Source organism: Burkholderia latens (genome assembly GCF_001718795.1).
Lineage (GTDB): Bacteria > Pseudomonadota > Gammaproteobacteria > Burkholderiales > Burkholderiaceae > Burkholderia > Burkholderia latens_A.
Genome location: NZ_CP013435.1, coordinates 378,859 through 402,974 on the forward strand (window position 1 = coordinate 378,859; position 24,116 = coordinate 402,974).

Here is a 24,116-nt window from a genome sequence, read left to right on the forward strand (position 1 = left end):
AGGAGAGGTTCTCATGATGATGGCGCTCGGGTTGTTCGTGTTCAGCCTGTCGACCCTGCCCTACCAGGAGCTGAAGCGTCGGCGCGGCTGGCGCTTCGCCAGCAACAACCGCGTCGGCAGAAAACCCGCGCGGCAGTACGTCGGCGAGGACGACGAAACCATCAGCCTGTCAGGCGTGCTGCTGCCCGAGCTGACGGGCGGCGATATGTCACTCGCCGTCATCGAAGCGATGGCGGGCCAGCACACCGCTTGGCCGCTGATCGAAGGCACCGGCCACATTTACGGCATGTTCACGATCGACAACATCGATACGACGCGCACGCTATTTTTCGACGACGGCACTGCGCGCCGCATCGAGTTTTCCATTGCACTGACGCGCAATGATGATCTCGACATGCTCGGCATCGTGACCGACGCCATCAAGGGGGCGATCTCGTTATGAACCTGTCGGACATCCCTGGTGCCGACCTGGTACAGCAGGTCGTGATCGCCGACGACCGCGTGCCGCGTGCGATCTACTCGATCACGCTCAACGGGAAGAACATCACGAAGAAGTTCGACGGTCGGCTGATCTCCCTGACGCTGCAGGACAACCGCGGCTTCGAAGCAGACCAGCTCGATATCAGCCTCGACGATTCTGACGGCGCCCTCGAGATTCCGAGCCGCGGCGTCACGCTGAAGCTGGCGATTGGCTGGGCCGGTGCGGCGAACGGCCTGGTCGACAAGGGCGAATTCATGGTCGACGAGGTTCGGCACACCGGCACGCCGGACATGTTGACGATCCGCGCGCGTAGCGTCGATCTGCGCGCGGGCCTGTCGATCAAGAAGGAGCGCTCCTGGCATCGGCAGACGGTCGGCGCGATCGTGCGCGCAATCGCCAGTCAGAACAAGGTCGAGGCGCGCATCAGCAAGGCGCTCGACGGGCAGCTCGTCGACCACATCGACCAGACGGCCGAGTCGGACGCCAATCTGCTGTCGCGCCTGGCGAAGATGTTCGATGCGATCGCCACCGTGAAGAATGGGCTGCTGCTCTTCATTAAGGCCGGCGAGGCGACCACAGCGAGCGGCAAGCCATTGCCAGCCGTCGCGATCACGCGCGATGTCGGCGACCGCCACGAGTTCGGCGTCGCGGATCGGGACACGTACTCGGGCGTGCAGGCGTTCTACCTGAACACGCGCACCGCGAAGAAGCAGTCGACCACCGTGAAGCGGCGCCGGCGTCGCACGACCACAAAGAAAAAGCCGATCGACAAGAGCGGCGACGTGTTGTTCGGCACGGCCGAGAACGTGAAGACGTTGCGGCACACGTACGCGAACAAGGCGAACGCGACGCGCGCGGCGAAAGCGGAATGGGAGAAGTTGCAGCGCGGCGTTGCAGAGTTCAGCATTGTGCTGGCGCTCGGCCGCCCCGAGCTGATGACCGAATTACCTGTAACCGTGCGCGGTTACAAACGTGTCATCGATGATTGCAACTGGATCATCGCACGCGTTACACATACGATCGACGGTAACGGCGGATTTACATCGGACCTCGATCTCGAGGTCAAGGCGAGCGAGGTGCCAGAGATCGAATCCGAAGAGAGCGAGTAGCACCCTCGACGCATGGGCCGTTTGCCCGTCACATCAAAAAAGCCCGCGATCGCGGGCTTCAGCTCACTCGTGCATCGACTGTTACGCAGGCGTGCAATCGCGCAACATCGGGCTACCGATCAGGCGGCCGTCACCTTCGCAAGTCCACGTCACCTTCTTGCCTTTCTCAAGCGACGCCGCAAGTGCCTCGTGCTCTTTGCTCAGGTACGCGTTGACGGGCATGAATTCGTTACTGGACCGCAGCTTCACCACGATATTGTCGAACGCATCCTTATCGATGCTCTGAATCGTTCCGCTCACCGACAGGGCCTTGCCCTTGTATTTTTGGTCCGCGGCAACTTCGTTTTTCTCGTATGCAGTGAAAAGCGCTCCGGCGGTCACACTGACTTTCTCAACCGGCTTGGATGCCTCGCTTACCGAGTTCGAGGCAGTCGAAGTTCCGGTTGGTGCGTTCGACGCTGTCGACGTTCCCGTGGTCGGCTTCTCGCCAAAAATGGCTCCCACGATCCCGATAGCAAAAACGACACCGACGACGATGCCAAGCACTTTGAGCAGTTTCTTCATAGGTCCCTCGGATAGGTAGCGCGTTGCGCCTGTTGGAAATTGGTATAGGAGGTCATCGGCGGGCCGCATCGGCTTTCTGCCATGCTGCCCCTCCCTCGACGGCGACGCACTGCCGGCGAACACCGGCCTGCATGACAACGCTGCCTGGTGAATAGCGATCGCCGCCGTACTCGCAATGCGCAGGCTCTGCGGCCTGGGCTTGCGAGGACGTATTAGGTTGGTGCGCCCCGACGTACTGCACGGCCGCAATGACCGCAGCTGCAGTTGCCACGATCGACACTGCAGGCCAAACCCATCGGTGCTGTTGTTGAGTTGGTACCGGTGCCGGCCGTGGTGCGGGTGATGGCGCTGGCGCGGAAGTCGGAGCCTGCGCCGCCACATCCACCCGCGACGGTTCGGGCGCTCGAGCCGACGCAGTGACAGCCGGCGGCACCGGATGCTCTTGACGCGACTCGCTCGGCACGACTGATTGCGACGAGGCGGCCGTCGCCGCTTTTTCTTCCCGGTGTCCAGGCGCAGCAGGTGCCTGACCTAGCGTGCCGTTCCGTATCCAGCCGTCGAGGTACTTGATTGCCCGCTCGTACACATTGCGCGGCATCTCATCCATTCGCTCGAAGTCGAACACCGTCATGAGCCGGCGGTACACCATCAACTTATCGGTGCCTGTCTTCTCTTCGATCTCGAATGCTTTTCGCGCGATCGCATTGCGCTGCTTGTCGCTGATGAATTTCGGCACGAGCGGTTTCGATTCACTGCCGTGGAAGTGCACATTGACGTTCGTTTGCGCACTGTTGCTCTTCACATCCCCGCCGGCGACTTGCCCGACATCACCACTGAACTTCTGATTCATTGACTTCTTTTTCTCCTACGGCTGGCCCCGCCGTTTAGTGCTCTTTCGCTGTTGTCAGCTTTCCCGTCTCTTCTTCCGTCCTGCACTGCCCATGTTGATGGAGAAGGGTGCCGTCACGTCGCCCGTGACATGCTGACCGACATTTGCGCCCTCGAAATTTTGCTGAACGGTCGTGGTTTTCGTGGCCTTCGGCGCGGCTGGTGCCTGCGTCATTCCGCCGATCATGCCAAGCACGCCGGCGCGCCCCTGCGCGTCGAGCGACCGGTACCCCGCCAGCAAAACATGTTCGTCCGCCGATAGCTCCAACGTGCTGTGTTGCCCTGTCAGGACATAGAGCACGTCGACCCCAGCTTGGGCTACGGCAGACAAATACCCCCAATCAGGCGAACGATCGCCGCTCTCGTAGCGGCTTTGGGCGACGTTGGTCGTCCCTGCTCGGTCGGCAAGCTCGGCCTGTTTAAGGCCGAGCCGCTTCCGTTCCGCTTTTAAACGCTCACCAAAAATTTCCATACGGGCAAGTTTTCCGTTGCAATTTGCCAAATCGGCAATTACACTTAGCTTGTGCAAGGTTAACGAAGGGAAAGTATACCGCCATGCTTCGCAAGAAAGCTCCCATCACACGCTCTCCGCGCGGCGTCCTATCCAGCAAGCCCGTCTACATGCGGCTTATGCCGGATGAACGCCGCGCGCTAGAAGAACTGTCCACGTTTCTGAACCGGTCGACGTCAAGCGTCGCCCGTCTCATCTACCTCGAGGGCGTTGAACGGTACCGCGCCAAAGTTACCGGCTCCACGGCTCAACCGCACTCAACCTCTTTTGCCAGGCGTTGAGTCATGCAACCACCCGCCCTAATCGAACCCGCGTTGCGCCATGCGTTGCATGGTCCTAAACGTCACGAAGTACAAACAGCGCTCGGATGGGACGACTCCGAAGTCAGCCGTTTTTTGAGCGGCGGCAAGGGCATCGTCATCGACAAGATTGACACGCTAGTTGCCGCCGTTGGCTTCGTTTGTGTGACCCGCAAATATCTCGACGCTGTCGCGACCTTGGGTGAAGTCGGCATGTTCTGCCAATGCGCGCGCCAAGGTCGCGGCGAATGCAGCCGCCCGTAGGAGCATCCCGAATGAAATTGAAGTGCCATCACTGCGGCAGCCGCGCCGTCATTCGAACCAGCCGTACGCTGTCCGCTCTCGTTCGCGAGGCGTACTGCCAGTGCACGAACATCGAATGCGCGACGACCTACAAGATCCACGTCGCGACCGTCCATACGATCGCGCCGAGTCTCAATCCGAATCCGCACGTGTACGTGCCGATCGGCAAGGTTGATCGAATTCCGACCGATTCGCGACAGCTCCCGCTGCTCGACGCCTAAGCCCTAACCCACCTTTTCGCTGAACACCCATCGCGCCCGCTCTGCGGGCGTGAGGGACTCCTTTTGCCTGAAATTTCTTGGAGGCCGTATGCAAACGCTGAATCCCGCTCCGATCGCCGCGCTCGCTGAATCGCTGTCCTACGACGAACGCGTCGCCTACCTCACGAAGATCTCCGCCGCCGACGTGCGCGCCGACGTGTTCGTCGCCTCTGCCCGCGCCCTGGGTTTCGTCGTGTCGTGGGACCTCGCACGCGGTACGCCGGTGCTCGACTGGATGCACTGACACGATGCGCGCGCCCCTCACCGACGCCGAGCTTCGCGAAGCCTGGGATGGCTTGCGCATCGTCGGCGACTTCGACAAGGCGCCCCCGGCCACCCGCATCGTCTTCAAAAACGCCGCGCGCATTTGGCTGGATCGGAAAGCGGCCCCCGAACCCTCGCCAATCGACGGGAAGCGCCGTGCCGCAAACGACTTCGACTGACCTGTCCGCGCCGGCCGCCGGCGCACTCACGAGGAACCACACCATGAAGCCCTACGTTTTCAGCATCGGCGTGCTGCTGATGCTTTCCCTCTCCCTCACCGGCGTCTACTACCTAGCCACCGACGTGCTGCGCCTGTTCGACGTTCGAAGCGCCCGTGCGATCGCCTTCGTGATCGGCGTCGTCGCGATGGTCGTCCTGGTCGCTGCCCTGGCATGGTCCGTTCCGCCGCGTGGGTGAAGCATGAACCACGAGCCCACCATCCGTTACGAGCTGCTGACCACGGCCGGCCTGCGGACCGTCGCCGGCGATCACGTCGTCATCCCGAACGACGCCGGTGCCGCGTTCGGCATCCACGTCGAGCCGCACCTGCGCGACGGCCACCCTGAGAAGTGGATCGTCACCCACCTCGCGTCGGGCATCCGCATCGGCCACGGCGTGACGCACGACGCAGCGCGTGCGAACGCGGCGGCAAACGTCGATCGCAACCGCGACCGCCTGCGCGCGACGCTCGACCAGGCAATGACCTCGCGCTACGAGCTGCAGCACGCCGTTCAACGCCTGCAGCAGAACCATCACGACATCCTCGGAGGCGCTGCAGCATGACGCACTCAACCACCCCTCACGACGCCGCGCTCGCGGCTTCTATCGCGGCCGCCGCCGGCTATCTGAATTTCGAGAACGAGCCCGGCAGCCTGCGCCGCCTGGCGATGCTCGCCCTCTTCGTCACCGTCCTCGGCGATCGCCTAGCGCTCGGCTTCCCCGCGTCGGCCGCCGCGCTCAAGGCGATCGTCGACAGCCCCGCGACACCCGGCAATCCTGCCGCCCTCTCCCTACATCAACAGCAATAACGATGGCCTCGATCGACGAACTGAAACAACGCATCGACCTGCACGACCTCGCCGATCGCCTCGGCTTGAAGCGCGGTCGCGGCGGCGACCGCGCGCTGTACCACTCGCCGCAGCACGGCGACAAGAGCCCGTCCCTGTCGATCTACGTGAACCACCCGAAGCACGGCACCGGCTGGCGCGACCATAGCGCCGACGTCGGTGGCTCGTGTATCGACCTGGTAATTCACGCGCGCGGCGGCACGGTCGCCGACGCGGTGCGCTACCTGCACGACGCGTACGGTATCCCGCTCGATCGCCAAGCGCCGGCCGAGCGCCGCGAGAAAACGACCGTCGAATACATCGCCGATCGATGCTTCGCCGAGCGCGACCAGGTGCGCGAATACCTCGGCGGCCGCGGCATTTCGGCAGCCGCGATCGACGCGGCGATCGCCGCGCGCTCGCTCGGCTTCAACACGTGGACCAGCTCGAAGGTCGCGGCCGGCGAAGTGGGTCACGCCGGCCCGGCCGCCGCGTTCATCGTGCGCGCGCCTGGCGACGGCCGCGTCGTCGCCGTCGACATGCGCTATGTCGATCCGGCGCTCAACGGCGGCGTCAAGACGCAAACCCAGGGCGACAAGGCCGGTTACGGCTGGACCGCCGATCCTCGCCGGCTCGACAATGCGAAGCGCGTGTTCATCGTCGAAAGCGCGATCAACGCGCTGTCGATCGACACCTGCGCAATGCCTGGTGCCGCCGCGCTCGCGCTGCGCGGCCTGGCGAACGTCGACGGCATCGACTTCACGTTCCTGCGCGGCAAACAGGTCGTGATCTGCCTGGACAACGACGAGCCGTTCGCGGACGGCCACCCGCGCGCCGGCCGCCGGCCTGGGCCGGAAGCTGCCTGGGCGCTCTACGAACGGCTGACGGCGCTGAACATCAGCGCCGTGCTCGTCGACCAGGCGAATTGGTTCGCCGACCTCGCGGACGGCGAGAAGGCCGTCAAGCCGATCAACGACGTGAACGACTACCTGCAACTGCGCGGCCCGGCCGACCTGCAGCGCGCACTCGACCAGCTCGAGCCGTGGCTCATCGCGGGCCTGGCCGGCGACGCCACGCGTCGCGGCCGGCCGCGCATCTTCCTGCCGTCACACGACTTCGCGCAGTACTGGCGTTTCCGTGTCCGGCCTGACTTCACCAGCTACATCACGAAGATGGACAAGAACGAGGAAAGCGGCGTCGAGACACCCGTTTTTACGGACCTGTGTGGCTTCCGAATCGCCGGCATCCGCCGCGTGTCCGTGGCGAGCGCGACGTCGACGATGACGGGCGACGCCGACCAGGCACCGACCGTCTACTTCGCCGTGTCAGTGCAGGCACCGCGCCACGGTGCGCAGCTCGTGCGCCGCGTGATGCTCGACGACCAGCTCCACAACGTCGACCAGTGGGGCAAGTTCGGCCCGATCTGGGCGCCGGCGCCGTTCAAGCGCATGGTCAACATCCTGGAGCGCGGCGCCGACCTCGGCGCACGCCAGGCGGCAAACTTCGTCGGGCTCGCCTGGCGCGATGGCCGTCTGATCGTCAACGAGGGACCGGACTGCTACTTCACCGAAGCCGACAAGCAGTGCCCGTACCACAACCTGACCTTCCCGACCGGCCCGGCCAGCGACGCGCGCCGCGTCATTACCGCGTACCAGTCGACGTTCAAGCAGAACGCGGCGACGATCCCGCTCGTGTGGGCGCTCGGCGGCCACCTGAAGGCGTTGCTCGGCTTCTGGCCGCACATCACGATCCAGGCGAACAAGGGCGCGGGTAAGTCGACGCTCATCAAGCGGCTTGAACGCTCGCTCGCGTTCACGATGTTCTCCGGGCAGTCGCTGCAGACCGAGTTCCGCCTGCTGACCAGCATCAGCCACACGAGCCACCCGGTCGGATGGGAAGAGCTGTCCGCGCGCCGGCAGGACGTGATCGACAAGGCGGTCGGGCTGTTGCAGGAGAACTACCAGTACACCGTGACACGTCGCGGCACCGACATGACGGAATACCTGTTGTGCGCGCCCGTGATGCTGGCCGGCGAAGACGTGCCCGTGCGCAGCCTGCTCGGCAAGCTCGTGCGCACGACGCTGACCGGCAAGCGCGGCCCACTGATGCCGGACGACCTGCCGCGTTTCCCGGTTCGCCAGTGGCTCGAATTCCTCGCCGGCCTCGACAAGCGCGCCGTGGCCGACCAGTACGCGACGCTGCGCGACAAGGCGCTGGTCAACTGCCGCGCCAGCGGCGAGGACGACGGCGCGAAGCGGATGGCCGGCAACTATGCGGCCGTCGCACTCGCCTGGCGCTACCTGTGCGAGTTCGCCGGCATGGACCCGAGCGAAGGCGACTTCCCGCGCGACCTGCTCGCCGAAATGAACGGTCACATCGCCGAGACGAGCGCCGATCGCGAGCCGTGGGTCTGGATCATGGAAACCGTGCTGTCGGAGATCGACGGCGGCAACTACAAGCACCCGTATACGTTCGACATGGTCGACGGCGAGTTCTGCCTGCTGATGCGCACGGGCCACGTGATGGACCATATCGCCCACACGAGCGCGCTGCGCGACAAATGGAACGGCCTGCCGGTGAAATCCGATCGCGTGTTCAAGGCGCAGCTCAAGCACGCCGGCGTCGTCGTCGGCGACAAGGAAGTCGAGCGTCGTATCTACACGCGCCGCGTGCCGTACCTCACGCCGATTTCGCTCGAACGCCTGGCCGGCTTCGGTCTGCACGTATCCGTCCGCGAAGACCTGGCCACCGACGCGACCGAGCAGCGGGGTCGAGCATGACCCGCTCTCAGCAGATGCGGCCGCCGTGCGGCCGTACCCCTTCCCTCATCCTTTCTGGCCGCGTAGCGACCCTGTATTCGGGTTTCCGGTGCGTGCGTCGATGCGCGCAGCAATCGGCGCACGTCGTCACGCGGCCGCCGTGCTGTCCGCTTCCCCCCGTCCCCCCCGCGAGTCGAAACGGCCGGGCAACTACGCGGGCCTTGAGGGAGAGGGGGCACGCGGGCCGGTTTTGCCACGGGAAACGGGCAGGCAGCGCACGCGAATCGTGGTTCTCGGGGCTGTCCGCTCGTAAGTCTTTGATTGTTGAGAAGAGTGCCGCCATGAATCGCATTCAAATTGCCACTAGTCGATGCGTTTTTGCCACTAGTCCGGCTTTTGCGCCGGCCGCCGCCGTCCCTTTTTCTCTTCTCTCTAATTCATTGAAAAAGAAGAAGAAAGAATACGTAGAAGGGGCGGAAATTGACCGAAACGCCATGCCACGAGTCGGGCGAGTTTTGCCACGAGTCGCGGACGCTGCCTATTTTTTAGGCCACGAGTCGGAAGGGGGTGCCACGAGTTTTTCGTGGCAAATGATGGCAAGCAAAAACCTTACAAATCAGATGGTTACCCATGAAAATCCGGGGGTGCCACGAATCCACGAGTTGTTTTGCCCCTCCCCCCGCCGCGTCGCGCTCGGGAGTTAGCCCGATGAACACCGTGAACCTCGAACAAGCCGCCGCGCTGCTCGGCGCGCACCCCGAAACGGTGCGCCTGAAGGCGAAGGCCGGCGCGCTGCCTGGGCGGAAGGTCGGCAAGCGCTGGATGTTTTCGACGGTTGCCCTGCAGCGTTACCTCGCCGGAGAATGGATTCCGCGAGTTGTGCAGGGCGACCCGCAGGAGAAATTTGAATCATGTCGCTCTATAAACGCAGTAACAGTCCCAACTGGTATTACCGTCTCACCCCGCCTGGCGGCGGTCCGGTCGTACAAGGCAGCACTGGCACCAGCAACAAAGCCCAGGCAAAAGAACTGCACGATCGGCTGAAAGTCGATCTGTGGAACCAGGCGCGGCTCGGCCACAAGCCGCGCTACACCTGGAACGACGCGGTCGTACGCTACATCAGCGACCGCGAGGGGCTGTCGAGCCTGGAAACGTCGAAAACGCACCTGCGCTGGCTTGACCAACACCTGTCCGGCGTCGCGCTGGCCGACATCGACCGCAACCGCATCGACGCGATCGCCCTCGCCAAACGGAGGGAACCGAAGGTGATCCGCACGAAGCACGGCATCGTGGCCACCGACGAGTGCGTCAGCGCCGGCACCGTGACGCGCGTAATCGGCGTGCTGAAGGCCGTGCTGAACGCGGCCGTCGAGTGGGAATGGTTGGACCGCGTGCCGGTCACAAAGCGCACGAAGGTCGTGCAGAAGCGGATTCGCTGGCTCACGCCGGCCGAGGCGGAACGGTTGCTCGCCGAGCTGCCGGATCACCTGGCCGACATGGCGCGCTTCGCGCTCGAGACCGGCTTGCGCCGCTCGAACGTGACCGGGCTGCAGTGGTCACAGGTCGACATCCTGCGGCGCGTTGCCTGGATCCATCCGGACCAGGCGAAGGCGAAGAAGGCGATCACCGTGCCGCTGTCCGACACGGCGATCGCCGTGCTGCTGCGCCAGCGCGCGAAGAAGCGCGCGCCCGAGTTCATCGACAGCGTATTCGTCTACCACGGCCGGCCGGTCTATCAGACCGTGACCGAAGCCTGGCGCAAGGCGTTGAAGCGCGCCGGCATCCGGGACTTCCGCTGGCACGACCTGCGCCATACCTGGGCGAGCTGGCACGTGCAGCGCGGCACGCCGCTGCAGGTGTTGAAGGAGCTGGGCGGATGGGAAACGCTGGAAATGGTGCAGCGCTACGCACACCTGTCAGCGGATCACCTGACGCAGTGGGTGCAGTCGCACACGCAGGCCGCCGAGCTGCACGTCGCCGCTGGCTGACTGTAATTTCACTGAAGTGGGAGAAAACGATGAAGTAGCGAAACCGCTGGAAGCCTTACTAGACTTGGCGCGCCCGGCTGGGATCGAACCAGCAACCCCTGCCTTCGGAGGGCAGGAAACGAGGCTCCACTCGATCCAACCTCGTCCAAATCACACTACAACCCATTGAAAATCAATACAAATCCGTACCTTGTTATCCGACCCCGTTCCATGTAGAATTTCCGTACCGTTTCCGTACGGAAAAGCATGGCAACCAACATCACCTCCAAGTCAGCCCGCGAAAAGCTCGCCCCACGTCGTGAACCATACTGGTCGCGCGTCGAGGCCGGGCTATTCGTCGGCTATCGCCGAGCCGATCAAGGCGATGGAACGTGGATAGCCCGGCGCCGCAACGAACACGGAAAGCAGGAATACCGCGCGCTCGGCACCTTCGCCGATTACGACGCAGCCAAGAAAGCGGCGATCGCATGGGCGGCGGCCGTCACCGCGGGCGTTTCCTCACGGGGCATGACCATCAAGGAAGTTTGCGAGCACTACGTTAAGCATCAGCGACTTCACAAAAGCGCGACGAGCGCCGATGACGCGGAAGGCCGATTCAAGCGCCTTGTCTATTCCGCCGACATCGGCAGGATCGACCTGGACAAGCTAAAAACCTCTCACGTCCGGGCATGGATGGCGGATCAGGTATCCACGGCAGAACACGACGCCGAGGACGAGGACGACGTCCGCCGCTCAAAGGACAGCGCCAATCGAAACCTTGCATCACTGAAGGCCGCTCTTAATCTGGCGCTGCGCGATCGGCTGATCGCCAGCGACGCAGGGTGGAAGACCGTTGAGAAATTCAAGGACGTCGGGCGCCGCCGCGAATCTTTCGTAACGGCCGAGCAACGCAAGGCGCTACTCACGGTGTGCCGGGACGATCTTGCCGGGCTTGTGAAAGCCATGCTGCTGACCGGTGCGAGACCCGGAGAACTGGCAAACGCCTGCGCGCAAGACTTCGACAAGTCTCAGGGAGTTCTAGCTCTTGAGGGCAAGACCGGACGCCGTGTCGTTACGCTGTCGACGTCCGCCGCCGCGTTCTTCGCCGAACAGACCAAAGGGAAGATTGCGAACGCCCCGATTCTCGCCACCGAATACGGCCAGCCGTGGAACAAGGACGTATGGAAAAAGCCGTTCAAGGAAGCCATTAAGGCAGCGGCGCTGCCCGACACAATCGTCATGTACTCACTTCGGCACACCGCGATTTCAGAGATGATTGCCGGAGGTATGGATAGTTTCGTCGTCGCGCGCCTTGCCGGTACGTCAACCGAAATGATCGACAAGCACTACGGCCACCTTCGGCATGATAGGACGCGCGCCAAACTCGACGCCGTCGCGATCCTATAGCACCTCGCCGCGCACTATCGAGCGCCGCAGAGTTGCTGACACTCTTTCTGCGCCGCCGCGCGCCTCTCGTCGAGGTAGTCGGCTAGGTCCTGAAGGTGTACGCCCTTGGCGCACTTCTGCGAAGGCTCGATACGGATCAACGGCAATCGGATTTCGCCAAGCGACACCTTGCGAATCATCTTGTCAGGGGACAGGTGCGGGAAGAAGTCCCGGCATACTTCGTCGATCGGGATAACCGTTCGCGCATTGTACTGGGCCATAAGCAAAAATGCCGTGTTCAATTTCGTGGGCTCCGCAGGTTGTGACGAAATAGCAGCCAATCTGACATAACAAGCGCTCTATGTCGATCCGAAAAGAATATTTAAATCAATCGGATACCGTATTGGTAGCCGAAGTCCGTACGCTGCGAGCGCATACTACCGATCAGGTAGTCGCTCCATATTCCGAGCTCCCCAATTGAGATTGAAACCGGCGCTGAGAATTGAAACCTAAACTGAAACCATTGTTGAAACCAAGCGTCGCGTCGGTTGGTTTCAAATTTCGCTCTCAGGCCCGTCAGTATTGATGGTGAGTCAAATTTTGAAACCTCCGAAGCTGAAACCTGAAACCAAATTTCAGCATTCGTAGCTGGGGCTAGATCGCGGTGCGCAATTGCCCGTGCCCCTCCCCACCCCTAGGAAGGACCCGAAGGGGGTACCTCCTATCGAGAAGGAGAGCGCGCCCCGAAGCGCGCCCGCTCCCCGTCCATCAGCGGCCAACGTGCCGTCGCTCTAACGAAGCTGGCTCCCGTCGACGAAGCCGTATTGCAAGGCAGTCGGCTCGACCGCGAAAGCGTCCGGGTTCATGATGACAAGCTCGGCATGCGTGCCGCTCTCGTCGAGCCGGTACGTCACCTCACTGATGAGCCATGTCTCATGTTCGATATTCAACTTCGGCAATCGGACGGGGGCCAACCTGTTAGGCGCCCACAAGTCGCCAGCCGAGTCCCGCCAGCTATCCACCGCGAGCCGCACGACGACCGACCGTCCGTTACGACGGTTCATTTCCCACGCCGCGCGCTGAGCCGCGACGTCCATGTAACCGGCGACAGCCTCGGCGATGATGAATTTCTTTCGGTTCCGCAATATGCCGCTGTCGGTCGTCGTCGCGATCAGGTTTCCGCCGTCTCCGCCTTCCTTGAAGGTGTTGATCGCCTGGAGATACGCGCGATAGGTCTGGAAGCGCTGGTCGCACGAATATTCGACGCTCGCTGACTCGACGTTTTTCCCCTCCTCAAAGCCGCTCGCATGCTCGTCAGTCGAGGCGCGCGCGAGGACGAGATTCCCGTCGACGTCCTCATACGCAAGCAGAGCGCTATAGCGCGCGACGCGGTCGATGATTTCGAAAGGCGTTTCACCGAGCATCAGGTTAAATTGCGGTATGACGCGCAGACCGGTTTCATTGCAGGACGCCGCAATGCCATACGGCGCCGCAAGCTTCGAGGCAACCGCGAGCGCCGAGGCTCCGCTAATCTGCCCGTTTTCCCACTCCGCCGAGCAGTCGACCAAATCCTGACACTTGCCGCGACCGACGATCCGGACGCTATGCCCGGACGAGTCATAGGACGGGGTATAGCGGTCGACATATCCGGTTATCACCGTGTCGAGACCAATGTTGACGACGCACGGGTCACCGGGCGTCACCGTTACTTCGGCCAATTCCCCGTCAAATCGCTCCGTCATCGCAATTTCGAAAGTCCTAGGCATCTGCTCGACACCGCATGTAACGCTGACGGACGTCCATCCCGATATTTCAACTCCGCCGACTTGAAGCGCAACTACATCATTCATTCATATACCTCCGTTCGGGGCCTGCAGATAAGGAAGCTCGGCCAATAGAAATGTCGGACTCCACCGCCCGCCGAAGCGGGCGGGTTATCAGCAGCCCTTATATGAAGTAATGCCCTTGCCGATGGACGGTAGTCCGACCAGTCCCGTTGGCCATTTCCTCCATTCGCTGCCGATCCAGACGTCCGCGCTCTGCGTCTACCTCGGCCGTATAGCGCGCAAACCCGCCATTGACCAGCAATGCCGCCTCCGACGTAGGCATCATCAATCGGCTGCCAGGTCCGTGAGACACCGGCTTTCCTTTCACTCGCGCGCCGCTGACCGGGTCCAGCTTCACGCTCTCATCGCCACCCCCAATCGTTCCGCGCACGACCTCAATCTCGACTTGCGGCTCAGACTTCTTCACTTCACGGACAGGCATCGTTACATCGACACCTGCCGACTTGAGGTCGCCGACGAGTGCCGCAGTAGATTCGTCCGCGAAGCTCTCGTTACGTGCGTCCGCCCACTCTGGCACATACCATGCTTCGCGGAAGTTGTCGGTATAGCACGCCGCTACGGCCGGGTCTCGCAGTGCTGAGTGCTCCCACGTCACGCGGAGCCCGGTTTCGCGAACATCAGCAAGAACCTTGGAGGAGCTGCGCGCCGGGAATGCCTTCCCCGGTATCGACAGACACCATGCGCGCTCGACGGCGACCATTTTCTCGACGGGACCGGCAAGCGCGGCAATCGCCTCAAAGTAGCGCGCTTGCGCCTCATGATGCTCGGCGAGGAGATACGCAGACACGGCCTCGGCCCGCTCCGCTTCAAGCTCGGCACAAGCGGCGCGCGCGCGGTCTCGCGCGGATGTCAGCATATCCACGGCCTCCCGATCCCTCTCGATCGCCGCCGCGTCCGCGCTGCGACGTTTTTCCGCCGCCGCAATCTCTTTATCGATTGCCGTCGTATCGGCCTTCACGCCGTTTTGCAAGGCGTCGACAATTACAGCCTTTCGGCGCTCGACGAGAACGGGAAGACCGTAATCACGACGCTCCCCTGCGATTTGCTCCTCGATCCGAGCAATTTCCGCGTCAATTTCTGCGACGCTCTGTTCTCGCTCCTGAGCGCTTGCGCGGAACCCCACCGCGACGACCGGATCACGGCGAATGCCAATCGTGCGATAACGAGGAACGGTGTTAGCCTTCACGATTGCAGCACGACGCTCCATTAGCGCAGCAAGACCGCGATCTCGACCCGCCTCGCCGAGCCTTTTCTCGACGCGCTCGATTTCCGCATCGAGGCGGGTGACATTGGCGCGTCGATCCTGAATTTGCTTGCTGAGTTGATTGATGGTTTGCATGTGATATTCCTTTGATTAATGATTGTTAGATGCCAATGCCCACACCGGCTCGATCGCACATCTCTCGTCGCCCTCGTCGGCGTCGCTCTCGGCATCAAGGATTCCCGTGCGATTGACGGCAAGGAAGGGAGAGGAAAAGCAAACCCTTCACAAGATTAGGTTTGCCTCCGCAGCGCCCGACAGCGGCCCGAACCCTTAAAGGGTTTGATCCGACGCGAACGCAAAGCGAACGCAAACCCTTAAAGGGTTTGTTGATGTGTAGCGATAGGTTTCACGCCCGCTAGTGCAACGTGACGGACCGATGGACGCTCGGCCGCTTTTTCAGGGGCCTCCCTTGCTCGTCCATCGGCTGACACATGATCTCGGCAAAAGAGCGCTTGTCGTTCTTCACGGCCCGCGCCTTTGGCGCTCCGAGGGCCTTGTTTAGAGCGTCGACATGCGGACCAAGAGCGTTTCTGAGAATTTGCTTTACCGCTGGCTCGCTCATGCGCTGCGGATGGCGCTGCAACGTCTCGACAAGCTGTTTCGCGGCCTCTTGTCGCTCGCCGTATCCGTAAGGCTCCGATCTAGCTCCGGAGTCAATCCGTAAAGGCGAAAGCACCTTATGACTGAAATCGGACTCGACCTCGCGGTATCGCGGTTTGTATCCGACTAGATCGCTTCCGACCATCCTCCCATCGAGCAGCGGGAGAAGGATGATATGGACGTGATGCTCGGCCTGTTGATGTCCACGCAGAACTGACCCACCTGAGGCTGTAGTTTTCATCGAATTTTGACCCACGTGATTGAATGCCCTGCTCAATCTTTGAGCAGGGGATACAGAGGTGATCACGGTGGGCATATTGGCCAAGATCAGGCGGATGTATTTCCGCGAGAAGGTCCCGCTGCGCGAGATTGCGAGGCGCACGGGCCTGTCCCGGAACACGGTGCGCAGCTGGCTTCGGCAGACGGATGCCGTTGAGCCGAAGTACCCGAAGCGCGTCAGCCCGAGCGTCGTCGACGAGTGGGCCGCGCAACTGACGGGCTGGCTGCGGGCAGACAGTCATCGCCCGAAGCGTGACCGGCGCACGGCCCGGTTCATGTTCGAGGCCATCCGCGGCGAGGGCTATGCCGGCAGCTACGGCCGCGTCAGCGCCTTCGTGAGACGCTGGCACGAGGAGCAGGCTGCAGCACCGCGCAGGAAGGCCTATGTACCGCTGGCCTTCGAACCCGGCGAAGCCTTCCAGTTTGACTGGAGCTGCGAATACGCCTTCATCGGCGGGTTGCGGCGACGCCTGGAGGTCGCCCACGTCAAGCTCAATGCCAGCCGGGCGTTCTGGCTGGTCGCCTATCCGACCCAGAGTCACGAGATGCTGTTCGATGCGCACGCCCGCGCATTCGCCGCGTTCGGCGGCGTGCCGCGCCGCGGCATCTACGACAACATGAAGACCGCCGTGGACAAGGTCGGCCGCGGCAAGGAGCGCGCGGTCAACGCCCGCTTCGAGGCAATGTGCGGCCATTACCTGTTCGAGCCGGAATTCTGCAACCGTGCCGCCGGCTGGGAGAAGGGCATCGTTGAGAAGAACGTGCAGGACCGGCGCCGCCAGATCTGGCACGAGGCTGCGCTACGACGCTGGGAAACGCTGGAGCTTCTGAACGAATGGGTCGCGGGCCAGTGTCGTCAGGCCTGGCAGATGCGGCACCCGCAGTGGCCCGAGCTGACGGTCGAGGACGTGCTGCAGGACGAGCGCACCAGGCTGATGCCCAATCCACGCCCGTTCGACGGCTATGTCGAGCAGACGCTGCGGGTGTCGTCGACCAGCCTCATCCACTTCCAGCGCAACCGCTACAGCGTGCCCACCGAGTACACGAACCAGCTGGTGAGCGTGCGCTGCTATCCGGCATATCTCAGCGTCGTCGCCGACGCCCAGGAGATCGCACGCCACGAACGCAGCTTCGAGCGGCACATGACCTTCTACGACTGGCGCCATTACATCACGCTGGTTGAGCGCAAACCCGGCGCGTTGCGCAACGGCGCTCCGTTCGTCACGATGCCACAGCCGCTGCAGCAGTTGCAGCGGCACCTACTGAAGCACCCGGGAGGCGATCGCATCATGACGCAGGTGCTCGCCGCGGTGCGCGAACACGGACTCGATGCCGTGCTGCTTGCCGTGCAGGCAGCGCTGGACTCGGGACGCCCCAGTGGGGAGCACGTTCTGAACGTGCTGAGCCGGTTGAAGGCACCCACCACGAGCACCAACCTCGCGACGACGAAACTCCAGCTTACCGAAGAGCCGGCCGCCGACGTGAGCCGCTACGAAACCCTGCGCGCCAACCCACCGGAGGACCGTCATGTCTAACGACATCGCCGCCCAACTCAAGGGGCTCAAACTGCATGGTATGGCGAGCACCTGGCCAGAGCTGCTGGCGCAGTCGCGTCACACGGAGTTCGCCCCGGAGCGCTTCATGAAGCAACTGCTGATGGCTGAGACGGCGGAGCGACAGGTGCGCTCGATCGCCTACCAGATGACCGCCGCTCGCTTCCCGGCTCACCGCGACCTGAAGGGCTTCGACTTCGCGCAGGCACACGTCGACGAAGCGCTGGTTCGAGAACTCAGTGACCTGTCGTTCCTCGCAAGCGCACACAACGTCGTGTTCATCGGTGGCCCCGGCACCGGCAAAACGCACCTCGCCTCAGCGATCGGAATTGAGGCCGTGCAGCGCCACGGCAAGCGCGTGCGTTACTTCTCGACCGTCGAGCTGACCAACGCACTGGAGCAGGAGAAGTCCATCGGAAAACAAGGCCAGATCGCCCATAAGCTGATGTACGTCGACCTGGTGATCCTCGACGAACTGGGCTACCTGCCGTTCAGCCAGACCGGTGGCGCATTGCTGTTCCACTTGCTCTCGAAGCTGTATGAACACACGAGTGTCGTGATCACCACCAACCTCAGCTTCGGCGAGTGGGCGACCGTGTTCGGGGACGCAAAGATGACGACGGCGCTGCTGGACCGCGTCACCCATCACTGCCACATCGTCGAAACGGGCAATGAATCCTGGCGCTTCAAGTCCAGTTCTGCCAAGGCGAAGACAACCAGAAAGAGAGCAGCAAAAGCAGCAGGCAGTGAGGAGTTATCCACACCGGAATAGATGTACTACGCTGTCTCGGGGTGGGTCAGATTTAGATGAAAACGGTGGGTCAAGATTCGGTGGAAATCAACATGTCCGCCTCTGACAGTGCGGGTCGCCAAACCCGGCCCCTGTTGTTTCAGGGACAGTTGCAGGATAGCGGATCGACCGAGGGTTTACAACCCCTCAATTTTTGACGCGCCCCCAATCTTTGATTGGTTAACTATGACTGGTTCATGTGCGGCAGAATCTGCCGGTGGACTACACCGAAGGCGCGGCGGCGTTTTCAACACCGCACCTTGGCGTTAGTTGCTCAAATTCCAGGATACGCGAAACGATTCGCCTGCGCAGGCGCCATTTTTGAATTTTATTTGCGTCACCACCGGCAAATTCCGCCGGTGGAGCTTGCGGCAGATTCTGCCGGTGGTCTCCAGCGGCAAATTCCGCCGCAGGCGAAATCTGCCGGTGGGGCATGCGACGGGCTTGGTCCCTAGCAAATTGCCCGAATCGAATCCAACCGCATCTAGGTTAAGCACCACCTTGGGGTCGTTGACTCAGAGGAGCACCGCCGAACTTGGTGATGAGTCCGTCGTCGACGTACTTTTGGAGTCTCATGATACGGCGCACATACGCCTGCAGAGCTTTTACAAGCGGCAGCGCAGTTTCATCAGAAATCAACTTCTCACGCTCTCCACCATGCCCGGTTCTATCAAGGATTTCTATTGCGAATTGCCGGAGCTGCTGAACAACGTCATCATAAAGGGAAAATTCGTTCTTGTTGAATTTTGCAGAGTCGAGGGTCCTCAATCCATTATCATCGAGGAATTTCTCGCACTCTCTATATACCTTTCGCACAGACTCCAGATGGTCGTCATCATCGAGAGAATTCATCATTTTCTCAACATCAACAGCGACCTGAGGATCAACTTTCAAACCAATGTGACCCGGCGAAGCATATTGAATCGACTCGACCCGAACCCGGCTTACCGCGGGAATTGCCTCTTGCATTGAATTTAGCAAATGAACAATGCTGTATCCACCACGGAAAGGCATATTTTTCAAGCCAGGTTGCACCCGCCCCGAAACATTCGGCGCATCAATATTTCGCATTGCGTGATTAAACGCGTAGACTTGCTTGTACAAACGAGTCACATCGGACCAATCTTCCAAATACCAATCACCACCAATATTCAGATAATAATTTTCCGATTTTTCCTCAGAAAGCCTTACGGCCTCATCGGTAGCAAATCTCGGATCGAAATATGAATCCTCCGACGGTATGTAATCGTCGAACAGATTTTCAAATTCAACAAATCTAAGATTCCGGCGACCTCTGTCGCCTTGCTCAAATACGATAATACGCGCTGCGTCTTGAAGCACCTCTCGCAATGAGATTTCGCTCGCAAGAAACTCCTTCAGAATAGAATCTGAAACCGTAAACAGCAAGTATCTGTCCGTCGAGTGTTCGCGCTCGACCCACAGACATAGCAAGAGTTTTCGACCATGTCGGTAAAGCGACAATATTGGAATTTCGTATTCCAACACGTCGCAATACCACTCAGCTTTGGCGTAAGAAAGAACGCCAGAGGTTGTTCCTTTGAGCGCTCTCATGGAAGATTCCCGATTATGCTGAATCGCTGATCCCAAGCGATACTCTGTTCTTGATGGAATTCAAGATGTCCCTTTCGATCAACGGGCGTAACAAGCCCCTCTCCGGGGTTCAGAGTGCCTCGGGCAACCGAGCTTCCCACAAGTGACGCGAAGTTCTTGGAGAACGTGACGATATGCTTCCACGCTGCCCGAGATTCTTGCTCAGTAACGTGAAATGAAAGCGAAAAGTAACCGCATTGCCCGTCACAATCGTTCTTGACCCTTCCGCGAGTCAGGATACTAGGGTCGGTCACAGCTTGCGGAACGAAACTCGCGCCCGTACATGGATCATGAGTCCACCGGTACACCGTCACTACCTTGGTCAAAGGCTGAGCATTCGCCGACGGGCAATCGCATGCCCCATTCAGCGCTGCGTCAATCTCGGTCTTGTACTTGTGCGTGAATGATTGCGTCACCACAGCCCCGATTGCGTTGTTAATTCTCGTTAGCTGCGCACCATATCATCCCCAACCTACTCTGACAATGCGCGAACCGTGGCGGGAAGTCACAGCGTAGCTCAAACACACCATTTCTCGACTTGGAGCTCAAATTCGGAGAGGTTTTTCCGTATGGATTCCGTACGCCCCACGCCAAGCCTTCGGAGCAGACGACCAAGCCTTTGATTTTATTTCGTTTTATTGGCGCGCCCGGCTGGGATCGAACCAGCAACCCCTGCCTTCGGAGGGCAGTACTCTATCCATTGAGCTACGGGCGCGTGTGACAGTGAAACGACCCCAATAAACCGGCCGCCCACCATTGGCAAGACGGCAAGGATACCCGGTTTCCCATGACGCGTCCACCTTGGCTGCAGAATCGTCGTCCGGCCCTCATTCGTGCGGGTAAACACGCGCCTTCGCGCCGCTCGCCGTGATGTAAACGTTCCGTCTATAATCGTCCGTGCTTCATTGGACTGCCATTTTGCCGTTGCACCGCGCTCACAATTCCTATTCACGGAGACGAGGCAAGCATGAGCGAAGCACCCCACGAATCTCCCGTCAAAACTCCCGGGCAGCTGATTGCCGTTGTCATTGCATCATTCGCGATTCCGATTGCGCTGATCGTCCTGTTTGCCACCTATGCCAACCATGCATTCCGTTCCGGCGCAGGCACCGACGCGCTCTCCGACGCACAGGTCGCCGCGCGGATCGCGCCGATCGCACAGGTCGAGGTGAAGGACGCCAACGCGCCCCGCACGTACAAGACCGGCGAGGAAGTCTACAAGGCCGTGTGCGTGACCTGTCACGGCACGGGTGCGGCCGGCGCACCCAAGTTCGGCAACAAGGACGACTGGGCGCCGCGCATCGCGCAAGGCTTCGACACACTGCTGAAAACGGCGCTGTCCGGCAAGGGCGCGATGCCGCCGCGCGGCGGCACGAGCCCCGACGACGTCAGCGACTACGAGATCGCCCGCGCGATCGTCTACATGGCGAACAACGACGGTGCGAACTTCCCCGAACCCGCCGCACCGGCCGCCAACGCGGCGCAGGCAGCAAGCGGCGCGGCCGGTGCATCGGGCGCGGACGCGTCGAACGCGCAGGCCGCCGCCGCAATGGCCGCGATCGCCGCGATTCCGAAGACGGGCGAGAAACCCGCTGCCGCGCCAACGAGCGCCGACGCCGCATCGGCCGGCAAGGCGCTGTACACGCAGGTGTGCCAGGCGTGTCACGCAGCCGGCGTGCTGGGCGCGCCGAAGTTCGGCAGCAAGGAAGACTGGGCGCCGCGCCTGAAGGATTCGATGGACACCGTCTACAACTACGCGCTGCACGGCAAGGGCGCGATGCCGCCGAAAGGCGGGTCGAACGCGTCTGACGCCGACGTGAAGGCGGCTGTCGACTATATGGTCAACGCAGCGAAGTAACCGTCCCGCCGCGCTGCCGTAAAAAACCCCCGCAATGCATACGCATCGCGGGGGTTTTGTTTTGCCGAAACCCGAACTCGATCCGGCATGCCGGCCGAAGCCGCGCGCCGCCTACTTCTGCAGCAACGCCTTCAGGCTCGCGAGCCGGTCCTTCGGCGACATCGGCGCCTCTTCCGGCGTCGGCGGCGGCGCGTCGTCTAGGCCCATCTCGGGGATGAAGCGCGACGGCTCGCACACGACCGTCTCGCGCGCCCGCTTGCGCTTCTTGCACCAGTTCAGGTGCAAACTGCGCTGCGCGCGCGTGATCGCGACGTACATCAGCCGGCGCTCCTCCTCGATCCGCTCGTTGTCGATCGGGCCGTCGTCGTCGCTGCCGCCGCGGTGCGGCATGATGCCCTCCTCGACGCCGACCAAAAACACGTGCGGATACTCGAGCCCCTTCGACGCATGGACGGTCGACAGCCGCACCGCGTCCGGATCCTCGTCCTTGCCTTCGAGCATCGACATCAGCGCGACGGTCTGGATCAGGCCGAGCAGGTTCTTGCCGGTGTCCGCGAGCCCGTCCGCGTTGTGGAAGCCGTCAGCCTCGCCGTCGACGGCCTCCGTCTCCGGCTTGGTGCCCTTGCGCTTCAGCCATTCGAGGAATTCGAGCACGTTCTGCCACTTCGACTGCGCCTGCCGCTCGTCGAACGCGTCGTACAGGTACGCCTCGTAATGGATGGCCTCCATCATGTCGTCGAGCACGACGCTCGCGGGCTCCTTGTCTGCGCGGTCGGTCAGCCGCTGGATGAAGTCGCAGAACATCCTGAGCGGCTCGATCTGCCGGGCGGACAGCCGCGCCTCGATCCCGCCCATGTACACGGCCTCGAACAGCGACACCTTCGCCTGGCCAGCGAACGAGCCGAGCGCCTCGAGCGTCGTGTTGCCGATCCCGCGGCGCGGCGTCGTAACGGCGCGGATGAACGCGGGATCGTCGTCGGCGTTCGCGATCAGGCGCAGGTATGCGCACAGGTCCTTGATCTCGGCCTTGTCGAAAAACGACTGGCCGCCCGACAGCACGTACGGAATGCGCTCGCGCCGCAGCACCTGCTCGAAAATCCGCGCCTGGAAGTTGCCGCGATACAGGATCGCGTAGTCGCGAAACTGCGCGCGCCGCTCGAACTTGTGCGCGGACAGCCGGAACACGACCGATTCGGCCTCATGCTCCTCGTCGTTGCACGGCGTGACGGTGATCGAGTCGCCCATCCCGTGCTCGGACCACAGCTTCTTCTCGAACAGCTTCGGGTTGTTCGCGATCACGTTGTTCGCGGCGGTCAGGATCCGCACCGTCGACCGGTAGTTCTGCTCGAGCTTGATCACGTGCAGCTTCGGAAAATCCTTGCCGAGCTGCGCGAGGTTCTCGAGCGTCGCGCCGCGCCAGCCGTAGATCGCCTGGTCGTCGTCGCCCACCGCGGTGAACGCGGCGCGCGGGCCCGCGAGCAGCTTCAGCAGCTCGTACTGGCACGCGTTGGTGTCCTGGTATTCGTCGATCAGCAGATAGCGCAGCTTGTTCTGCCAGCGGTCGCGCACCTGCTCGTTCTTCGCGAACAGCTCGGCAGGCAGCCGGATCAGGTCGTCGAAGTCGACCGCCTGGTACGCGTGCAGCGTCGCGACGTAGTTGCGATAGACGAGCGCAGCCTGGTGCTCGTCTTCGTTGGCGGCGATCGTCATCGCCTCCTCGGGCATGATGAGGCCGTTCTTCCACAGCGAGATGGTGCTCTGGATCTTGCGGATCAGGCCCTTGTCGGTGGTGCCGATCTGCTCCTGGATCATCCCGAAGCAGTCGTCCGCATCCATGATCGAGAACTGCGGCTTCAGGCCCACGTGCTCGGCCTCCTGACGCAGAATCTGCACGCCGAGCGAGTGAAACGTGCACACGGTGAGCTGGTTGACGGGCACCTTGCGGCCTTCCTTGCCGGGCGTGGTGAGCGTCTTGCCTTCCAGCAGCTTCGACACGCGCTCGCGCATTTCGGCGGCGGCCTTGTTCGTGAACGTGACCGCCGCGATGTGGCGCGGCTCGAAGCCTTTCGCTTCGATCAGGTGCGCGATCTTCTGCGTGATCACGCGGGTCTTGCCACTGCCCGCGCCGGCGAGCACGAGGCAGGGACCGTCGAGGTAGCGCACCGCTTCATTCTGAGCGGGGTTGAGGCCTGCGGACATGATGACGGATGATGTTGCGGTTGACGGCGGAACGCCGGGAGGATGCCCCGCGCGACAGGCCTGGAACGCAGGCGGACACGCGGGGCAGGACGCGCATGTTAACACGTCGGCGACGCGCTTTTCCGAAGCGCGCGCGAATGCGCCCGCGCGGCAGTGCCGGCGTTTCGCCCGGCGGCCGCTGCCGGTCGGCTTCTTGTCCCGACGGCCAATCCGGCCCCGCTTCCGGTTCGATCAGCCACAATGGCAGCACGTCGGCGCGCACCGCCAACCACGATCGG

General features: G+C 61.9%; 25 protein-coding genes, 1 tRNA gene and 1 pseudogene. 18 read left to right on the forward strand and 9 right to left on the reverse strand.

Translation table 11 applies throughout. The annotated features are described in order from the left end of the window. The first annotated feature begins 13 nt into the window (after nucleotides 1-13). The gene (locus tag WK25_RS01855) at nucleotides 14-442 is read left to right on the forward strand and encodes a phage tail protein (RefSeq protein WP_006757087.1); all 429 of its coding nucleotides are present in this window, start codon (nucleotides 14-16) and stop codon (nucleotides 440-442) included. Then, nucleotides 439-1,590: a phage late control D family protein gene (locus WK25_RS01860; RefSeq protein ID WP_069240894.1), complete on the forward strand. Its 1,152-nt coding sequence runs from the start codon at nucleotides 439-441 to the stop codon at nucleotides 1,588-1,590. Before WK25_RS01855 ends, WK25_RS01860 begins: the two co-directional genes overlap by 4 nt. Before the next feature lie 81 nt (nucleotides 1,591-1,671). On the opposite strand, the gene WK25_RS01865 is transcribed toward WK25_RS01860, so the two are convergent. The 3 genes from WK25_RS01865 to WK25_RS01870 are packed head-to-tail and all read right to left on the reverse strand — an operon-like array spanning nucleotide 1,672 to nucleotide 3,514. After that, entirely contained in the window at nucleotides 1,672-2,154 is a 483-nt protein-coding gene (locus tag WK25_RS01865) for an OB-fold protein (protein ID WP_069240895.1), read from the reverse strand. Nucleotides 2,155-2,206: 52 nt separating this feature from the next. After that, complete coding sequence (locus WK25_RS29775; RefSeq protein ID WP_083252945.1) at nucleotides 2,207-3,004, reverse strand: alpha/beta hydrolase; 798 nt, start codon at nucleotides 3,002-3,004, stop codon at nucleotides 2,207-2,209. 54 nt (nucleotides 3,005-3,058) lie between these two features. Further along, nucleotides 3,059-3,514: a helix-turn-helix domain-containing protein gene (locus WK25_RS01870; RefSeq protein WP_069240896.1), complete on the reverse strand. Its 456-nt coding sequence runs from the start codon at nucleotides 3,512-3,514 to the stop codon at nucleotides 3,059-3,061. A gap of 83 nt (nucleotides 3,515-3,597) precedes the next feature. On the opposite strand from WK25_RS01870, the gene WK25_RS32010 reads away from it, so the two are divergent. From WK25_RS32010 to WK25_RS01915, 13 genes and pseudogenes are all read left to right on the forward strand, one after another. Then, nucleotides 3,598-3,834 carry a hypothetical protein gene (locus WK25_RS32010; RefSeq protein WP_081472749.1) on the forward strand — a complete coding sequence of 79 codons (237 nt, stop codon included), beginning with the start codon at nucleotides 3,598-3,600 and terminating at the stop codon, nucleotides 3,832-3,834. A gap of 3 nt (nucleotides 3,835-3,837) precedes the next feature. Then, complete coding sequence (locus WK25_RS29785) at nucleotides 3,838-4,116, forward strand: hypothetical protein (RefSeq protein ID WP_006757082.1); 279 nt, start codon at nucleotides 3,838-3,840, stop codon at nucleotides 4,114-4,116. A gap of 11 nt (nucleotides 4,117-4,127) precedes the next feature. Next, on the forward strand, nucleotides 4,128-4,376 hold the full coding sequence (locus tag WK25_RS01875) for an ogr/Delta-like zinc finger family protein (protein WP_069240897.1): 249 nt from the start codon (nucleotides 4,128-4,130) through the stop codon (nucleotides 4,374-4,376). Between the two features lie 88 nt (nucleotides 4,377-4,464). Further along, nucleotides 4,465-4,659 carry a hypothetical protein gene (locus WK25_RS01880; protein WP_069240898.1) on the forward strand — a complete coding sequence of 65 codons (195 nt, stop codon included), beginning with the start codon at nucleotides 4,465-4,467 and terminating at the stop codon, nucleotides 4,657-4,659. A gap of 4 nt (nucleotides 4,660-4,663) precedes the next feature. After that, the gene (locus WK25_RS01885; protein ID WP_069240899.1) at nucleotides 4,664-4,858 is read left to right on the forward strand and encodes a hypothetical protein; all 195 of its coding nucleotides are present in this window, start codon (nucleotides 4,664-4,666) and stop codon (nucleotides 4,856-4,858) included. Between the two features lie 43 nt (nucleotides 4,859-4,901). Beyond that, complete coding sequence (locus WK25_RS01890) at nucleotides 4,902-5,096, forward strand: hypothetical protein (RefSeq protein ID WP_069241909.1); 195 nt, start codon at nucleotides 4,902-4,904, stop codon at nucleotides 5,094-5,096. A 3-nt stretch (nucleotides 5,097-5,099) separates the two neighbouring features. Beyond that, nucleotides 5,100-5,462 carry a hypothetical protein gene (locus WK25_RS01895; RefSeq protein WP_069240900.1) on the forward strand — a complete coding sequence of 121 codons (363 nt, stop codon included), beginning with the start codon at nucleotides 5,100-5,102 and terminating at the stop codon, nucleotides 5,460-5,462. Continuing rightward, nucleotides 5,459-5,707: a hypothetical protein gene (locus WK25_RS01900; protein ID WP_069240901.1), complete on the forward strand. Its 249-nt coding sequence runs from the start codon at nucleotides 5,459-5,461 to the stop codon at nucleotides 5,705-5,707. The genes WK25_RS01895 and WK25_RS01900 overlap by 4 nt, the downstream gene beginning before the upstream one ends. A 2-nt stretch (nucleotides 5,708-5,709) precedes the next feature. Then, nucleotides 5,710-8,505 carry a toprim domain-containing protein gene (locus WK25_RS01905; RefSeq protein ID WP_069240902.1) on the forward strand — a complete coding sequence of 932 codons (2,796 nt, stop codon included), beginning with the start codon at nucleotides 5,710-5,712 and terminating at the stop codon, nucleotides 8,503-8,505. A gap of 320 nt (nucleotides 8,506-8,825) precedes the next feature. After that, nucleotides 8,826-9,188, forward strand: coding sequence for a hypothetical protein (locus tag WK25_RS31910; RefSeq protein WP_174554661.1), 363 nt, complete (start codon nucleotides 8,826-8,828; stop codon nucleotides 9,186-9,188). 4 nt (nucleotides 9,189-9,192) lie between these two features. Beyond that, a pseudogene (locus tag WK25_RS32240) lies at nucleotides 9,193-9,282 on the forward strand (DNA-binding protein); the annotation flags it as partial. 113 nt (nucleotides 9,283-9,395) lie between these two features. Continuing rightward, nucleotides 9,396-10,472, forward strand: a complete 1,077-nt coding sequence (locus WK25_RS01910) for a tyrosine-type recombinase/integrase (RefSeq protein WP_069240903.1) — start codon at nucleotides 9,396-9,398, stop codon at nucleotides 10,470-10,472. Nucleotides 10,473-10,718: 246 nt separating this feature from the next. Then, nucleotides 10,719-11,858: a tyrosine-type recombinase/integrase gene (locus WK25_RS01915; protein WP_069240904.1), complete on the forward strand. Its 1,140-nt coding sequence runs from the start codon at nucleotides 10,719-10,721 to the stop codon at nucleotides 11,856-11,858. Between the two features lie 14 nt (nucleotides 11,859-11,872). On the opposite strand, the gene WK25_RS01920 is transcribed toward WK25_RS01915, so the two are convergent. The 3 genes from WK25_RS01920 to WK25_RS01930 all read right to left on the reverse strand — a co-directional run bounded on the left by WK25_RS01920 (nucleotide 11,873) and on the right by WK25_RS01930 (nucleotide 15,023). Continuing rightward, nucleotides 11,873-12,139, reverse strand: coding sequence for a pyocin activator PrtN family protein (locus WK25_RS01920; RefSeq protein ID WP_083252946.1), 267 nt, complete (start codon nucleotides 12,137-12,139; stop codon nucleotides 11,873-11,875). A 489-nt stretch (nucleotides 12,140-12,628) separates the two neighbouring features. Further along, nucleotides 12,629-13,687 (reverse strand): phage baseplate assembly protein, encoded by a 1,059-nt coding sequence (locus WK25_RS01925; protein WP_069240906.1) that lies wholly within the window; start codon nucleotides 13,685-13,687, stop codon nucleotides 12,629-12,631. 97 nt (nucleotides 13,688-13,784) lie between these two features. Next, nucleotides 13,785-15,023, reverse strand: a complete 1,239-nt coding sequence (locus tag WK25_RS01930) for a hypothetical protein (protein ID WP_069240907.1) — start codon at nucleotides 15,021-15,023, stop codon at nucleotides 13,785-13,787. Between the two features lie 860 nt (nucleotides 15,024-15,883). Between WK25_RS01930 and istA the strand changes: the two genes are divergently transcribed. Both istA and istB read left to right on the forward strand, forming a co-directional pair. Beyond that, on the forward strand, nucleotides 15,884-17,362 hold the full coding sequence (gene istA, locus WK25_RS01940) for an IS21 family transposase (protein WP_249181359.1): 1,479 nt from the start codon (nucleotides 15,884-15,886) through the stop codon (nucleotides 17,360-17,362). Beyond that, nucleotides 17,355-18,152, forward strand: a complete 798-nt coding sequence (istB, locus tag WK25_RS01945) for an IS21-like element helper ATPase IstB (protein WP_069240909.1) — start codon at nucleotides 17,355-17,357, stop codon at nucleotides 18,150-18,152. The genes istA and istB overlap by 8 nt, the downstream gene beginning before the upstream one ends. Before the next feature lie 507 nt (nucleotides 18,153-18,659). Here istB and WK25_RS31055 read toward each other — a convergent pair. Together WK25_RS31055 and WK25_RS01955 are read right to left on the reverse strand one after the other, a co-directional pair. Beyond that, a complete protein-coding gene (locus WK25_RS31055; protein WP_156788994.1) occupies nucleotides 18,660-19,742 on the reverse strand; it encodes a hypothetical protein in 1,083 nt (360 codons plus the stop codon). Between the two features lie 678 nt (nucleotides 19,743-20,420). Next, nucleotides 20,421-20,496 (reverse strand) — tRNA-Arg (locus WK25_RS01955). Nucleotides 20,497-20,748: 252 nt separating this feature from the next. Between WK25_RS01955 and WK25_RS01960 the strand changes: the two genes are divergently transcribed. Further along, nucleotides 20,749-21,639 carry a c-type cytochrome gene (locus tag WK25_RS01960; RefSeq protein WP_040142842.1) on the forward strand — a complete coding sequence of 297 codons (891 nt, stop codon included), beginning with the start codon at nucleotides 20,749-20,751 and terminating at the stop codon, nucleotides 21,637-21,639. Between the two features lie 111 nt (nucleotides 21,640-21,750). Here the strand turns inward: WK25_RS01960 and WK25_RS01965 are convergent, their stop codons facing one another. Next, nucleotides 21,751-23,838 (reverse strand): UvrD-helicase domain-containing protein, encoded by a 2,088-nt coding sequence (locus WK25_RS01965; RefSeq protein ID WP_040142840.1) that lies wholly within the window; start codon nucleotides 23,836-23,838, stop codon nucleotides 21,751-21,753. Nucleotides 23,839-24,116: the final 278 nt, after the last annotated feature.